Source organism: Myxococcus sp. MH1 (assembly GCF_059738865.1).
Genome location: NZ_AP026947.1, coordinates 6037654 through 6054941 on the forward strand (window position 1 = coordinate 6037654; position 17288 = coordinate 6054941).

General features: G+C 69.6%; 3 protein-coding genes. All 3 read right to left on the reverse strand.

Translation table 11 applies throughout. The features are described 5' to 3' along the window. Positions 1–645: 645 nt before the first annotated feature. Positions 646–15525 (reverse strand): RHS repeat-associated core domain-containing protein, encoded by a 14880-nt coding sequence (locus AC6JA9_RS23515; RefSeq protein WP_497957858.1) that lies wholly within the window; start codon positions 15523–15525, stop codon positions 646–648. A 5-nt stretch (positions 15526–15530) separates the two neighbouring features. Further along, on the reverse strand, positions 15531–16361 hold the full coding sequence (locus AC6JA9_RS23520; RefSeq protein ID WP_497957859.1) for a peptidylprolyl isomerase: 831 nt from the start codon (positions 16359–16361) through the stop codon (positions 15531–15533). 131 nt (positions 16362–16492) lie between these two features. Continuing rightward, entirely contained in the window at positions 16493–17266 is a 774-nt protein-coding gene (locus tag AC6JA9_RS23525) for a peptidylprolyl isomerase (RefSeq protein WP_370640340.1), read from the reverse strand. Positions 17267–17288 lie beyond the last annotated feature (22 nt).

The window sequence follows — 17288 nt, forward strand, 5'->3', positions numbered from 1 at the left end:
CTGCACGCCGCCCACTTCCCGACAATCGAGACGCACCTACCCACATACGGGGCCACCCATTAATTGAGGTCGTCAGGCCTTCCGCTTTCCCTCACGGGAGCGGGAATCGAGGCGCGCGGACACACCTCCGGCGTGGCGTCGCGGGTCAACCGCGACTGCGTTCACGCCTCGGGGCTCTCGAGATTTTTCAGCGCGGAAGCGCCCGTTCAGGGCTCGCCTTCACGAACCAAGAACGCGCCGCCGGACGAAGACATCGCATACCGGCCGGAACAGACGGGACAACGGTCGCTGACATGGCCGACACCATGCTTCTCACAGCGGCCGGTTCCGTCCCGCGGTGCGTAATCCAGCGCCGTGACGGTGCCCGAGCCTTCATTGCTCGCGCAGGGCCCCTGCCCAGACCAACACCGCCGTCAAAGGAATCGCGCGACACGCGTCGCATCGTGAACCAGGACCATCAATGGCCCATCGAACACCGACCCGTCTTCTCCTCGCCTTTCGAAGAGCACGACCCACTCGTCCGGCATCCTGGGGTGCTTTCTCACCAGGGGATCTGGCTTCAACTCCCGCCCCAGTTCTCGACGGATGAACGCACCCGCAATCTCGGCCACCTCTTCCGCATTCAACATTCAAGCGCCTCTCGAACTACCAGGTCCCGAGCTTGTCGGACTCTTCCGCCGTCAACCCTCGCCCACCATATCCTCCGCTGCCCTCAATATAGTTGAGCGCATGGCGTCGCTGGTCTTCATTGAAGTGCGTGCGCCACTTGTTCGACCGCGAGAGAACATCGAACACACGCTGCTCGGTGGGCCATCCGCTGGCGATGTTCCGTGGCAGCTTCAGGAACGCATCGCGCCCCACCTCGTTGTAGTGCATCCAGTGGGCCAGCTCGTGCCAGACCTCATACTCCGTGGGATTGCTGCGCAGGTAGATGATAGGACGCACGGACTCATCAGGGCTCACCCAGAACCCACCTGCCTTCTTGTCGGGCAAGAACTCGTCCCCAACCATCAAGTCGACCTCGCGACCCTCCTTGTTGAGATAGGCCCTGAGCCGCTCAATCCGCTTCTCGCCGTAGAGGCGGCCACCCAAGCGGGTGCCCTCGAAGACTTCGTCGGCCATCTCACGAGGCGCGACACTCTTGACGCCACTCAGTCCGAACCTCTTCCGCAACCGCTCGAAGCGTTTGGTGGAAAGCCGGCTAGAGACACCTGCGGGGATGTAGTCCATCACAGGACCCGCTGCGCCACTTCGATAGCTCTTGGCCCCGGTGCGAACAAAGCGTCCGGCTCTTCCAACCCCGACGACCTGAGCCGCGCCATCAACCTCGGCCATCGTCAACCCGAGGGATGGCATGAACGCATCCGCGTGAGACAGAAGCCCGATTGTTCCAAAGCCCGCCGTCACGGCATTGAACGCCACGCCTTCGGCCGTGACGTTGCCGGTCAGGCCATACTCCGAAACAGTTCCTGCCCCTGTCTCGACCAGCCACACGCCAGTGGCGGCCGTTGTCCCCGAGATGCTCCCAGCTTCAACCATTGCAAGAGCGATCGGCGGAGCCGCAAGAGAGATCCCCACGCCCACGGCGAGGAAAGCCCCCTGGACGCTCTTCTGGAGTTCCCGCTGCCGCTCCTCCTCCATCCGCTCATAGGGCCCGCGGAAATCGGTCAGATCACCTTGGTGGAAGGGTGAGGAGCCCCAACGTCCCGACAACGCCAGGCGCGCTTCGCACGCAGTGTGGCTCTCTCCGCTGTAGCAAGAGGACCGACCATCCGGGTCCGTGAATCGGGTCGGATTGGCATTGCCATAACCCCAGGGCTGCATGCCCATGGGAGCATTCAGGTACGCCTCCGCGCCCACGGAGTCCTCGGACAGGAACCGTCCGGTCCTTCCGTCGTACCAGCGCTGCTGGGCATAGGTGAGCCCCGCCGCCGCGTCCCATGCATGCCCCGTGAAGCCGACACTGGACTGGTTCTCACCCGGGACATGGCCCGCCCGGTATCCACCCCAGGCATCGAACCGGGACTGCGTCGTCAGGTTTCCGGTCCCGTCAACGCGCCCCACCGCGCTGCCCAGTCCATCGTGGACGATGCGCTCTCCACCCGAAGAGAGCGTCAGTCCCGCGAGCACCTCCTGGTGCAGCCGCGTGCCCCCGACAAGCTGCTCCTCGACGAGCTGCTCACCCGCCCACACGTAGCGGGTGGTGCCCGAGGACGTGGTCCTCGACCGCCGCAGGCCGTCGTAGCCATAGCGGTACTGGGTCGCCGTCGTCACCGGCGGCGCACCGCCAACACCGGGCTTCTGGTCGCGGACCTGGGCCAGCCGCCCCTCCGCATCCCAGTCGTAGTTCGTCACGTCCGTGTCCGAGCGCTTCTCGCGCCGCACACGTCCCGAGCCATCCGTGAAGTACTCCGCCACGCGCTGTCCGCTCGAAAGCGCCTGGTCATCGATGGACTTCAGTCCACCCGCGCCGTCGAAGCCGTACACCAGGCGCCGCTGCGCCCCCGACGCCAGGTCGTACCCTTCCGTCGACAGCGAGCCGGAGTGGCTCGTGGCGAACAGCGCCCCCAGCCGCGTTCCATCCGCCGCGAGCCTGTACAGCTCCGCCGCGCCACCCGGGTAACGGACTCCCGTCAGCCGGTCCGCCAGGTCATAGCCATACTCCGTCGGCTCGTTGACCAGGGCGCCCAGCGCGTCCGGGCGTCGAGCGTCCTCGCGGATGCGATTGCCGCGAGCATCATAGGTGTACTCGAAGGCAAGCCGCGGCGCGCTGGGCGACTGGCTGCACTCCACATCCATCGCCACCGTCGTGGCCCGGACCGACGTCAGCCAACCACGGCCGTCGTAGCAGTTGCGCTCGACGAGTGAGCCGTCCGCGATACGCGAGAGCCGACTCCCACCCGGCTCCCACGCCACGGTGCGCTCGCTCTGCTGGACGCCATCGACGCGCATCCGCACGGCGTTGATGCGAGCCAGCGCGTCGTAGCTGAACTCCTCCTCGAGCCGAGCCCCATCCGCCGCGCGACCCGACGTGCTCCGGTGGAGCAGATCGCTCCCCGTCACATACGTGAAGTCGACCCGGTCATCCTTGTCCGTCGCGTGGTCCTTGCCGCGCTCGAGCCACTCGATGCGTCCGCGTCCGTCGTAGCTGAACCGGTTCAGCACGTTCCCGCTACCACGCGTCTCGTGCGCCTGCACCAGCGAGTCCAGCGCGTCGTAGGCAAAGCCCACACGGCTGATGTCCTGCTGGTCCTCCGACGAAGCCCCAGCGGTGATGGCCTTCCAGACCGGCCGTCCCCGGCCATCCACCAGCGTCTCGGTGATGTCCCAATCACTGCCACCCGACGTTTCCGAGTTGCTCGGGCTCGTCGAATGAACGACGCCGTTCACCCACGACGACACCCACTCGGAGGTCCCGCGCTTCCGCTTCGTGCTCCGCCCCAGGTAGTCGTACTCGAACGACTCCGAGGGCACCCCACCCGAAGGCCGCTGGATGGCCGTCAGTCGCCGCGCGGCGTCGTACTCGTAGTTGAAGGCCGCGAGCCCCGGCGGCGTCACCCGGCGCACTTCACCGAACGGGCCGTTCTTGTACTCCCACGCCTCCGCGGGCTTCGCGGGGTCCTTCCACACCTTGGCGAGGAAGCCACCCGCGTCGTAGGAGAGGTTCGTCTCCGTCGACTCGCCGCCCTTGCCGAACCACTCGCGCACCAGCAGGCCACGCGGCCCATAGAAGTACGCCCGCACGCGCTCGGCCGGGTCCGTCACGCTCTTGAGCCGACCGTCCTGCCGGTACGCCAGGTGGGTGGGCTCCGAGTCCGCGCCAGTGCCCAGGACGAGCTCGGTCAGCAAGCCCTGCTCGTACGTGTAGCGCTTCGACGGCTGCCCCGCGGGCTGCTCGCGGGCAATCAGGCCCACGGCGTCATAGGCCCAGGTGTCCGTCAGCCCGCCCTGCGTCCGGGACTCCATCTGTCCCAGGCCGTTCGTCTCCACCTCGAACTGCCGCGAAGGCAGCGTGACAGGCGGCGAGGCGCTCATCGTCCCCGTCTGGAGCACCGTCACGGTGCGCCCCATCCACGGCGACTTCGTCACGTACTCATACGAGTCCGAGCCCCGCTGCCAGTGCTCGCGCGCCTCCAGCGAGCGGCCCCGGTCATCGAACTTCTTGTGCTCGAACGTGAGCACCGTCGGAGAGCCCGTGCCACCCGCCGTCTGCTCCGTCGTCACCTGCTTCTGCAGCCAGGGCCCCGCGTAGCTGTACGTCGTGGTCCGGGTGTTCCCGCTCGTGCTCGTCCCGCCACCGGCGACCTCGAGCTTGTCCTCGCGCACCTCCTTGAGGACCTGGTAGCGCGCGTTGAAGTAGCGATAGGTCTTGTACCCGAGCGGGTCCGTCTCCACCGTCGCCGAGTCCGGCACCGAGCCATCCGCGCCCGGCTTCCCACTCAACCCATAGTCATACGTCCACGTGGCGCCGACGGTGTTCTCCCCCGCGGCCACCAGCTCCTTGCGCGAGAGCTGTCCGAAGGCGTCGTACCGGTAGCGCCAGTCCACATCGGGATGCGGCCCCACCTGGCGCACGGTGCGCCCTTCCCCGTCCACGAAGAGCTCCGTGACGGCGGCGGGGTTGGCCGCGTCCCCGGGCTCGTTCTTGCGGTAGAGGTTGCCCGCGGAGTCATAGTGGTACGTCGTCGTCTCGGTGCCCGACGCATCCGTCGGCACCACCTCGGTCAGCACCTGGCCCCGGGGGTTGTACGTGTAGCGCCACCGGGAGACCTGTCCCGAGAGTGTGCGGGACTGCTCCACCAGCCGCCCCGCCAGGTCGTAGTACTCCTCCTCCACCTCGGTGCGCGGCGTCCCGCCGCCCGGCAGACCGATGGTCCGCGTAATCGTCACCTTCCGGCGGTTCTCGGAGGAATGCGTCCCATCCTCGTAGCGACGCGTCTCCACGAGCTGCAGCGGCGCCGAGCCCGTCGCCATCGTCCGCGTGTAGCGCGTCTGGCGACCGAGCACGTCGCGATACTCGAAGTGCTCGTCCGTCTCCATGACGTGGTCCTGCTGCCGCGTCACGCGCCCCAGGTCGTCATAGTCCGTGGTGACATCGACGCTCGTCGCCGCGCCCCCCGCGAGGTTCGTCTTCGTCGAGCGCACCTGTCCCAGCGCGTCCGGAGCGATGTCCAGCACATGGCTGGAAGCGCTGTTGCCGAACGAGCGAGACACCACGTCGCCCTGGAAGTTTCGGCGCCACTCCTCGGTGCTGGCATCTCCGCTCAGTCCGTCCGCGCCGGTGTAGTCCCAGTACACGGGCCGACCCAGGAAGTCGTGACCGATGCGCGTCACCAGCCCGTTGTGGTCCGTGATCTTCCGCGCGCTCCCGTTCGTGTCGAACTCCGAGAAGCTCTTCTCCACCGCCGTGGCGGGGCCGGTGGTCGTCCCGGCGTTGACGATGCGCACCGCCAGCAGGCGACCCGACGTGTCGTAGTCGTACTCACGCTCCACACCCGACGCGTCCGTCGTGGAGACCCACCGGCCGTTGCGCAGGTGCCGCTTGCGCACCGCGATGGCCTCATGGCCGGGAGCGCCGTAAGGCGTGCGCTCCTCCTCGAAGAGCCCGCGCGTCGACTCCTCGCCCTCCGTCACCTCCCAGGTGTCCACCGTGCGAACGGGCGCGGAGCCATCCAGGTGCTCGGTCATCGTCACCCGACGGTTCGCGGGCGTGTACGTGTACGTCCAGGCCCAGCCCTGCGTGGGCGACAGCTGCACGCGGTGACGGGTGACACGGCCCAGGCTGTCGTAGCTCCACTCCTCCCAGGTTCCGGTCTCCACCTCCGTGAGCTTCGTGACGTGGCCGAAGTCGTCGTACGTCAGCTCACGCGTCAGCGTCCCCAGCCCCAACCCATCCGTGGCATTCGGGTTCGTCACGACGATGCGCTGCGACAACCCCAAGGCGTTGGGGTTGCTGTACGTCGTCACCTGTCCCTGCGCGTCCGTCTCCGACTCGAGGACGCCCGAGCCGTCCGTCTTGAACCGCCGCGTCCCGGTGTTGCGCGCCGTCGTCCCGTTGCTGTTGGTGACGGTGACCCCCTCCACCTGCCCCTGAGGGGTAACGCGCGTGGTGAGGGACTGCGTCCCCGTCGTGGCGGGGGTGATGCGCTGGTCCGGGATGCCGAACTTCTGGTTGGCCGGGTTCGGGAACGTCTGGCGGACCACCTCCGCCTGGGTGCCGGGGGCGATGGGCCCCTGGTACTCATTGCCCCCAGGCGCAGTCACCTTCAGCGACAGCAGTCGGTGCGACGCGTCGATGTCGTAGTCCAGCTTCGACTGGTTGGGCAGCGTCACCTCCTTCGGCGACACCTGTCCATCCGAGCGCCACACCGTCTTGTGTTCGTTGAACGAGCCCACGGTGACGCTCTCGGCGCTGCCGTAGCTCGTCAGGGTGTAGAGCACCTGCACGCCATCGGGCCGCGTCACCGTGCGGCTGCCGCCGCTCGCGAAGACGTACTGGTACGGCCGGGGCCCCTTGCCCGAGCTCGTCGCCGAGTCGATGACCTCCGCGGACTGCACGTGCTCGTAGGTGCGGGACGTCCCGCTGCTCGCGTAGTCGGCGACCCACTGGTCGTGGAACGTCGGCTCGCCCAGCACCGGCACCGGAACCGCCGTCACCTGGTAGCGCGCCGTGCGCAGCTCGTTGATCAGGCGCCACTTGTTGTACCCCGAGCCCGTCTCGGGCAGCGGCGCGTACTCGTACACCCACGCCTGCTGCGGCAGGCCCGTGCGCCGCACCGCGCGCCTCAGGTTGCCCCACTTGTCGTGCTCGAACTCCACCCGGTGGATGGCGTCGTCCGAGTCAGGCGCGTCCTCTGGATCCTCAGGCAGGTGCTCGTTGCGATACACCCCTACCGCGGACAGCAACTTCAGTCCCTGCGTCCGCGCCAGGAGCTGGAGCTTCTCCGAGGCCTCGTCCTCGTCGATTTCCTCGTACTCGAACGCCAGCGACACATGCCCGGGCGTCCGCGTCACGCGCAGCACGCGGTCCGAGTCCTGCGCGTACGTCAGCGCCGTCCAGCCCTGCTTCGGGCTGTCCTGCCCCAACCCATCCGAGTACTCGGAGAGCACCCACCGGCGCTGCTCCGCGATGCCCGTGTCCAGCACAGAGGGCCGCAGGAACCGGAACACCATGCCCTGAGGCGTCACGAACTCCGCGCCCGCGCGCGTCACCGTGAGGCTGCCACCGTGCGACTTGTCCGTCCGGCAGTCGCTCGCGGACTGGTCCTGGCGAAGCACCGTCTCGCACCGGGGGAAGTCATACGACTGGCCGCTCAGGACGACGATGTAGCGCCCGAGCTCCTCCTCCACGACGAAGCCCTCGTACGCATGGGACCAGCCCACGCCCAGCGGCGTCATCTCGTTGCGCTGGTTGTTGAAGGTGCGCGAGAAGCTCACGGACTCCGCCAGGTGCGGCACGGAGAAGTCCTCGTGCGTGACGCTCAGGTGGCCACCGGCGAGGTTGACGTTCTCCACCACCGACTGACCCGCCGCACGCGCGTTGACGAAGCTGTAGCGGCCCACCGGCTCGCCCAGCGCCATCTTCACCGGCGCGCTCGCGCCGAAGATGCCGGGCTCCGGCTCCAGCACCAGGAACAGCTCCCGCCCGCTCGACAGCATGTCGTGCATGCGGCCCAAATCGTTCGACAGCGGCAGCGCGAAGCGGCGGGCGCCATTCGCGCCGGGCTTCGTCAAGAGGATGAGCGGCTGCTTGACGCGCGCGTTGCCCTCGTCGAGGTAGCGCACCACATCGTACGTTCCGACGCCCGTGTCCGCGTTCCGGCTGTACTTGAGCTCCGCCGCCTTCAGCAGCGTGTTCGCGTTGCAGTCCGGCCCCTCGCACAGCCGGACGATGCCGTTCGTCATCGTCTCCGGTTCAATCGCGAAGTGAGCCATCGCCTTGACGGAGATGGGACGCGCGACCTCCGGTGACGACAGACCCGTCAGTGACGGGGACGAGGACGTCGCCCGCGCCATGGAGCGCTCCAGCGTGTCCTCGCTGCCCGCCGTCACGAAGTCCGTGCGCGGCGAGATGCCATGGAAGTTGAAGCGGTACAGCACATTGTCCGCGTTCCCGCTCAGGTACAGCTCGAAGTACAGGATGTCCGCAGCCGACAGCACCTCCGGCAGGAACTCCCCATCACACGTGCCGCGGATGCGGCCGCCCTCGATGACCACCGGGCACTCGATGCCGAAGTCGTCCGTGCCCAGTCGCAGGCGGTACTCACCGCTCACCGTGCCCGCGCGGCCCGGCACGTCCGGCTCCTGGAGGCCGTCGATGAGGAACTGGTACGCCAGGTCATCCTCGCTGGCCGAGGGCCTCGGCACACCCGTCAGCACCCGCCCTGCGTCCGGGCTTCCACCATCGGCGCCCGCCCCGTCACCCGGCCGGGCGCTCACCGTCACCTTGCCCAGCTCCAGCACGCGGAACTCGTGCTCACGGGCGCGGTCATACCGCTCCAGCGCCGAGCCATCCGACTCGCGGTGCCGGTAGACGTTCTTCAGCCCCACCGCCCACTTGGGCAGCTTGTCGGGGTTCGTCTCCGACTCCTCGTCGGGCTCCACCTCGCCGTCGCGGTTCTGGCACTCGCCGGGCTCGCAGAAGTTCGGCGGCGGCGAATTCACCTCGTCCGGCTGCAGGAAGCCGTCGTCGTTCCGGTCCCGCTCGTACATCGGGTGACCGACGACGTGCAGATAGTAGTTCGCGCGCGTCAGCGAGCTGAGCGACACCATCGCCCCGGACTCGTTCTGGTACGTCAGCGACGCCTGCACGGAGGCGGTGTGGCGACCCGGGCGCACCGGGAAGGCCACCACCACCGGCTGCTCCACCGCCGTCTGCGTCACCTGCACCAGCCGGCCCGCGAGCGGAGGGACACCCGGCGGCACGTCCACCACGCGCGGCGTCCCCGTGTCGCACCGTCCCTGCAGGCGCTGGGGCGACGTGGGCGGCAGCTCCGAGCAGAACTGCTCCAGCTCCTCGCCCGGCTCGCCACGGTCTCTCAGGAGGTCGGGCTCGCAGATGCCACCGTCGGCCAGGAAGCCCGCGTCCGTGCACTCGGAGCCAGAGGAGCCACCATCGCCGCCACCGGACGCGCCGGCATCCACCACGCCGCCATCCGTGTGCGGCTCGGGGAGCTGACGCACGCGCCAGTGCGTGGCCATCTGCAGGAAGTCATCGCGCGTCGTGGCCGCGCCGCCATGCCGGATGAGCGTGGGGCGCATGGCGACCTGGACACCCTCGGGCGTCATGCGTCGGGCCACGCGGACATCGATTTCGGGCGGGAAGAGCTTCAGGTCCGCGGGGATGCCCAGCTCGGTCTGCGTGCACCGTGACAGCGTCATCGGCTCGCCCAGCTCCGTCACCTGGAGCGGTCCGCCGGCCTCGTCGTCGGCCTGGCATCCGCCGGTCTCCGTGCGGCTCACGCGGTTGATGGCCGGCACGACGACGGACGTCATGCCCGAGTAGCCCGTCGCGTGGTTCACCGCGAAGACCACCAGCCGGTCTCCCGGGTTCAGCCGCAGGGTGTTGGTGCGGTTGTCGCGGCAGTTGCCGTCGTAATAGCCCTGGTCCTCGGCGCTCAGCCCACCGGCATCCGCCCCGCCCAGCTGCCTGTCCAGCTCACGGCAGCGCTCACGCGCCATCTGCCGGATGCGAGCCGCCGGGCCGGTGCGCACGCGCGCGTAGTAGCCGTGCGGCGAATCCTCCGTGGGGCCCTGCGTGCAGGCCACGCCGTTGGGCGTGCCCGCGGCGAACGTCGCGATGGGATGCTCCAGGTCATCGGCGCGGAAGAAGTGGACCTCCGTCGACTTCACGTCCTTGAGCGCGATGTCCGTGTACTCGCCCTGCACGGGCGCCTTCTGGCTGTGGGCCTCCGGGTCGCAGTTGAGGGCCAGCGGCTCGCCGTGGCGGTCCACGAACGTCAGCGCGCCGTACAGCATGCGCACGTCCACCAGGATGTCCGCGCGCGTCGTCCTGCCGGGGTACAGCCAGTACGTCTGCGAGCAGACGGGGAACTGGTTGAGCGTGGGCGTGTAGTGCATCACCCCGTCCTCGCCCAGGCGCTCCACCATGCGCGGGCCGGTGGGAATCTCGGTGCAGGAGATGCCCATCTCTCCGCCCATCAAGCCCGGCACGGGGATGCCGTAGCCGCCCGACTCACCCGTCGTGCCCGCCGAGCCGCTGCCGGGCCCCGTGAGCGTCACGCGCAGGTTCTTGAAGCGCACCGGGCTGTGGACCGCCTCGTCCCCGGCCTCGGAGAAGGTGTCCTCCAGCGTGCGCAGCCGCAGCTTCGCGCTCGCCGGGCCGCCATCGGAGGGCTCCACCACCAGCTCCGCCTCGAACTTCATCAAGCGGTGCGTGGACTTCGACTGCGCGGACAGCGTCAGCGTCGTCTTGCCCACGGGGAGCGCGACGCGAGGCGCCAGCGCGGCCTCACCCTCGCCCTCCGACTGCCAGGCGCCGGCGGTGGGCTCGGGCAGGTTGCCCGAGGGCCCCTGCGCCACGAGCTTGACGAGCACCGTCTCCGGATTCTCGACGTCATACGGGTCCGAGGAGACGAACTGCGAGCGGAAGTCGAGCGCCAGCGTGTACGGCATCGCCACCGTCTGCTCGGACGCGGGCTGTCCCACCGCGGGCAGCGCGGGCGCACGCACCTCCAGCTCGAGCTGCCGCTCCAGCGGCGCGCGCACCGAGCCCAGCACCGCGCCGGGCACGGCCATCCCGAGCATCGTGTCGAAGGCGTTGTACCCCGCCAGGTCCAGCCCACCGAGCTGGGCATGCGCCTGGGTCACCATGAAGTTCGTCATGAACTTCTTCCAGAGCGGCTCGGTCGGAGTGCTCCGCGGCCTCGAGCCCTGGAATCCCTCGCCCTCCTCCGTGCCCGCATCCGGCAGAGAGAGCCCCAGCGCCTGGGCGACGGCGACATGCTGCTCGTCGTTGAGCGGCACGTAGCCGATGAACTCCAGCGACGTGAGCCCCAGCGGCGCCAGCGGCTCCAGCGTCTTGCCGTTCGGCGACACCTGGGCGAAGCCCACGCGCTTGAGCACGTGGCGCTGCGGGTCATGTCCCAGCACCAGGGCCAGCCGTCCGACGGGGAGCTGGGCGCGGTTGGGGAACGTCACGGACACGGTCTTCTGCAGCCGCACGCCCGCGGGGCCTATCTGCCACAGCGCGCCGAGCGCCGCGCGTCCATCCATGGGCAGCGGCAGCGCATACGGCTGGAGCTCCGTGGCGGTGACGAGCCCACGCGTCATGCCGTCCTCGAAGAAGAGCCCATCCTCGGGCACGTCGATGTGCAGGTCGGGCTGACGGTCCGCGAAGCGCAGCGCCATGGGGTGCAGCGCGTCCACGACCTGCGCGGACGCCATGTCCACCGCCGTGAGCACCAGGGGCGCGTCCAGAGTGTCGGCCTCGTGGTTGACGAACAGGCGTCGACGCAGGCTCGGGTACGTGGCGCCCTCGGACGTCAGGCCGCCCTCGTACCGCATCACCACTTCCCCACCCCGGGGGCTGAACAGCGTCCAGTTGCCGTCGGGGCCCGTCACGGTGGAGAGGCTCGTCCCCTCCATCGCGACCTTCACCCCGGGCAGCGGGCGGTAGTCCGCGTCGACGACGTAGCCGCGCACGCGCGTGAGCGGCCTGCGCACCGTGAAGTCGCTGGAGAAGTCGCCCCCCATGCCCGGCGGAGTCTCGGGCGCCAGGCCCTGCTTCACCTCGACCGTCAGGCGGGCCCCTTCGGGGAGAGGATCTCTCGCGATGAAGGAGACCGTCTGGGAGCCCGGCACCACCGAGTAGCCACCCGGCAGCGGCGTGGACTGCCCCTGGACACGGACGAGGAAGCGCTCCGACAGGCCCGTGCCCAGGATGGGCTTGTTGAAGGACACGCTGATGAGCGCGTCGGGTTCCACGCCCTGCTCACCGGCGCGGGGCGACACACCCGTCACCACGAGCGGGGCCTTGCTCGCCTCCAGGTAGCGCACGGTGACGCTGGCCGAGCCCACCATGCCGCTGGCTTCGCCCTCGGGAACCTGGCTGTCCTCGGCGGTCACGTGGATGACGTTCTCCCCGTGGGACAGCGGCACCTCCGCCGTGTACACGTCCGTCGTCGACGTCACCGTGCTCGTGCCGATGCGCACCTCGCGCAGCGGCGCGGCGCTCTCGACGCGGGCGCGCACCGTCACCACCGCGTCCTCGGACTCCGAGCCCTGCGCGGGCTCGAGGATGGTGACGCGCGGCGCGCCGCCCCGGAGGGTCAGCTCCACGGACCGCTGGCTGCGATTGCCCACGACGTCGGACGCGGTGACGACCACCGGCGTCGGCGTGTTGGGGACCAGCTGCACGTACGCGCTGAACGCGCCCGCGATGACGCGCGCGGGGGTGCCATTGACCAGCACCTCCGTCAGGTGCCGGTCTCCGGCGGTGCCCTGCAGCAGGTAGGGAGAGCGTGAGAGGCGATTCCACGCCTCGGGAGGCGTGGGCTCGGTGAGCACCAGGTGCGGCGGCGTTCGGTCCACCGCCACGGCGCGCGTCTGGGTGTGGCTGCGCCCCCGGGCATCCGTCACCTTGAACTGGAGGTCGTGGTCTCCATCATCGAGCGTCAGCGCGCCCGTGAAGTCGCGCCCGTTCACCGCCACGCCAACGCCCTGCACGGTGACGCGCAGCGGGAGCGTTCCACCCTCGACATGACCGCTGACGACGAAGCGGGCGCCGCCGTACACGCCGCCCTCCACCGGCGCCTCGACCACCAGCATCGGGTCGGGCTCCACGCCGGGCCCCGCGTCCTGGGGCGAACCCTGGCCGCCACCATCCGGAGAGGCCGTCCCGCCATCACTCGACGCGCCACCGCCAGCATCCGGGCGAGCGCCCGCGTCCGGCGACCCACCGTCCGCCTCCGCGCGCGTGAGCGTGCGGACGACCTCCTCCGTGGCGCCATGGTTGTCGCGCGCGATGATGGAGATGGAGCGCGTCTGGCCCGGGGACAGCGACACGACGTGCGAGAAATCGCCCGAGGCCGAGACGGTCGCTGGCGCGCCATCCACCGTCACGGTGACGGTGCCCAGCGGCTCACCAGCCTTGGCGTTGCCCACCACCGTCACCGTGGCCGTGGTGACGACCATGTCCTCCGCGGGCGAGGTGACGACGAGCGTGGGCTTCGTGGCGCTGACGCGGACGGTGCGGGACACCGTCTCCACGTGCCCGTGGGCGTCCGTCGCGACGAGCGTCAACGTGTTCACTCCGGCGGTCAGCGTCACGCGGTGGGAGAAGCTCCCATCCGACACGAGCGTCACCGGGGCCCCGTTGAGGGTGAGCGTCACCGAGGACGCGTCCACGACGCGGCCGATGACGTCGGTGAACAGCTCCGCCACCTGGACATTGTCCTCCGGTGCGGTGACGATGATTTCGGGCTTCTTCGAGTCGCGAATCAGCGAGACGGCATGTCGGGTGACGTTGCCGGCCTGGTCGGTCGCGACGACCTCGAAGAGGTTCGTCCCCTCCACCAGCGCCAGCGACGTCCGATAGCGCCCGTCGCCGCCAGGGGAGAGCTCCGTGGCCCCCAGCTCCACCGTCACGTTCGACCAGGTGTCCGTCACCTGGAGCACCAGCTCCAGGCTCTCCTGGGGGGTGCTGGTGCCATCCGCGGGGCTCACCCGCGTCACCACGGGGGCCGAGCGGTCCACCGTGAAGTAGACCGTCCGCGAGTCCTCGTTGCCCAGGTCGTCCGAGGCGGTGACGACCAGCGTGTGAGGGCCCTCCCCGGTCACGGGCGTCCCACGCTCGAAGGGTGCGTCATCGAGCGTCGCGGACGCCGTCACCGTGCCTTCATCGGTGACGGTGTAGTTCGGCGTCACCGTCTCCTTCGTGATGAGACCCTCGGAGACACCCGTGATGGTGATGACCGGGGCCTGGGCGTCCACGCGGAATTCGCGCCGGACCTCCGTGCGGTTCTGCGCCTGGTCGAGCGCGACGGCGACGAAGACATGGGGCCCATGGGTGGTGATGGGGTCACCCGACGTGTACGGCGCTCCGTCCAGCGTCCCCGTCACCGAGAGGAAGTTCGCGTCGGTGGCGGAGAAGGTGATGGCCACCGGCGCGGCGTAGCGGCCCCCCTCCTCCACGCCCGTCACCGTCAGCGACGGGTCCGTCCGGTCGATGGTGAAGGTGTGCTCCTGCCGCGTGACGTTTCCGGCCTGGTCGGTGGCCTCCACGATGAGCGTGTGCAGCCGCTGCAGGGTGATGGGGTCACCACTCGCGATGGGATTCCCGTTGAGCGTGGCGGAGATCGACACGCTCGTGAGCGAGTCCGTGGCCTCGAACCTGGGAACCACCTCCTCGACATCCACCACGGGGCTGCTCGGCAGGCCCGTCACCGTGAGGACGGGGGGCACCGGGTCGAGGATGAAGTTCACCACCTCACGGGAGAGGTTGAAGAGGTCGTCCTCGGCGGTGACCTCCAGCGTCAGGTTGCCCCAGATGGGTGTGGCATCCCCGCTGTTGAACGACTCGCCATTCAGCCGCGCGCGCACGTCGACGGGACCTCGCGAGTCATCCGTCGCGCTGAAGTGGATGACCACCGAGGACAGCTTGCTGATGAAGCCCTCGTGGACCCCGGTGATGGTGATGACGGGTCCCAGCGCATCCACGAAGAAGTTGCGCGTCACGATGGACGTGCGGCCGAAGCGGTCCTTCGCGGTGAGCTGGAACGTGTGGGCTCCATGGGCAGAGATGGTGGTCCCCTGCTCGTAGGGTGCGCCGTCGAGCGTCGAGACGACGGTGTCCAGGGTCAGATCCGTGACGCTGAAGAGGATGACGGCGCTGGGATACCGGCCGCCGTTCGCCACGCCGCTGACGGCCACCACCGGCGCCGTCCAGTCGAGGATGAAGTGGAGCTCCCGGGTCGTCGCGTTGCCCGCGGCGTCCGTGGCGGTGACGATCAACGTGTAGGAGCCCACCGTCGAGACGGTGGTGCCGCTGGTGAAGGGCTGGCCGTTCAGGGTCGCCACCACCGTGGGCGGCGTCCCTGTGTCGTCCGTGGCGCTGAAGGTGATGGTGAGCGGGACGTCGCGCTCCCATCCCGCGTCGACCCCCGAGACGGTGACGACGGGCGCCGTCGTGTCGAGGCGGAAGCTCCGCGTCACCGTGGTGGTGAGCCCCATGGTGTCCGTGGCGCGGACGACGAGCGTGTGCGCGCCCTGGCTGGAGACCGTCACGCCGCTGGTGGCGGGGTTGCCGTCCAGCCACGCCTCCACGCGCGTGGCGCTCTGGTCCGTGACGACCCACGACAGCGTGGGCGGCACCTTCACCGAGGCGTCCGGCGCCACCCCGCTCACGACGATGGTCGGAGGCGAGGCATCTCCGGCGACCGCCTGACGGACCTGTTCCACGCGAGGCGCATCACTCGCGGCGGAGGTCTCGGGACGAGACCGCTCCTGGCCACACCCCAGCCACAAGCCGAGGAGGGCCACCACCCACACGCCACGACCATTCATGGAATTTATTCCTTGCCCGTCTGACTCGTGGCGACGGACGCGGCGGCGTCCAGACGCTCCGGGTGGGTCTTCACGGCAATGCGCTCACGAAGCTCCTTCATGAGCCGCGCCTGCGCGTCACGCCGCGCGTCCGACTCCAGCCGCCCCCGCGCTTCCTCGAAGGTCGGCACCACCGTCTTCATGTCCGCGACGGCCTCGAGCAGATGCAGGCCATACGCCGTGGAGAACGGCCGCGAACGCTCGCCCTTGGAGAGCTGCGCGGCCTCGGTGAAGAACACGTCGTCCACCTGGCCTTCGAGCACCGGCCCCAGGTCTCCGCCTCGCGCCGCGCTCACCGTCTCCTCGGAGGTCTCGCTCGCGACCTTCTCGAAGGGCTCACCGCCCGCGAGCCGCGCGAACAGCGCGTTCATCCGCGACTGCGCCCGGGCCCGCGTCTCGTCGTCCGCGCCCGGAGGCACGCGCACCAGGAGCTGCCGCACGTGGACCTCGCGGCGGCCGAGCTGCTCCCGCGTCGCCGCGTAGCGCTCCCGCAGCCGGGCCTCGGTGGTGACCTCCGCCAGGTGCTTGTCGAGCAGCGCATGGGCCAGCACCTCGCGCTCGGCGCTGCGCAGGCGAGCCTGGACGGCCGCGTCCTCATGCAGCCCCGAGCGACGGGCCTCCTCGGCGAGCAGCGAGCGCTCGACGAGCGCGTCCAGCGCCTCGCCCGACGTGGGGCGTTCGCGCGAGCTGCGCGAGGCGATGAGCGCGGAGACGTCCGCCTTGGAGATGTCGCGCTTGCCGACCTCGGCGACGAGGCTCTCGTCCTGGCAGGCGCCCAGGGTGAGCGCGAGCAACACCCACGCGCAGCAACGCCATGCGCGCCGGAGCCCCGGGCGCAGCGCGGTTCGGTCTTCAGGGCACACGACGCCGTCGACGGCGCCCAAGCCGTCCGAGACAAAGAGATGCACAACCCCTCCCGCCTGCGCCCTCAGGGCGTCCCAGGCATGTCGATGCTCACCGAGCCCGTCTCACGCAGCCGGGCCAGCAATCCTTCCAGAACCTTTCGCTTCCACTGCGGCAGCGCCCGCCCCTCCACCTCCGCCCTCACCTCCTCGAACGCCGGCACCCTCGCCTCCCGGCGCTCCAGCAGCCGCACCACCGAGTACCCCTTCGCCTCCGCCACCACCGCGCTGGTGTCTCCCACCTTCTTCAAGCCGAACGCCGCGCTCTCCAGCTCCCGGTCCGGCAGGTCTCCCCGCGCCACCCACCCCAGCTCCCCGCTGCGCCCATCCCCGTCCGCCGCCACCTTCTCCAGCGCCTCGCCGGACCGCAGTCGCTGCGCCAGCCGCTCCGCCTTCTGCTTCGCCTGGGCGCGCTGCGTCGCCGTCGCCGCGGGCGGCACCACCACCTGCACCCGCGCGAGCCGCAGCCGCTCGGGCTGGGCCAGCTCGTCGCGGTGCTGCTGGTAGTACTCGCGCAGCGCCTGCTCGCCCGGCGTGCCCACCGCCTTCTCCTCCGCCGCGAGCAGCTCCTGGATGACCAGCCGCTCCTCCAGGGCCTGCACCTGCTTGTGGATCTCCGGCTTCTGATGGAGGCCACGGACCCGGGCCTCCTGGGCCAACAGGCGCTTGTCGATCATGGAGCGCACGAACTCGCGCTGACCGGCGGGGCGCTCGAACTGCTCGCGCAGGGGCGAGGGCAGCCGGGCCGACTCCTCGGCCAGCTCCGCCTGCGTCACCACGCCACCATCGAAGCGGCCCACGACGGGGCCCTCCCCCGCGTGG

What these genes read in the sequence shown, in the direction of transcription:
- AC6JA9_RS23515 (WP_497957858.1), bottom strand. Translation starts at nt 15,525, where the DNA reads ATGAATGGTCGTGGCGTGTGGGTGGTGGCCCTCCTCGGCTTGTGGCTG.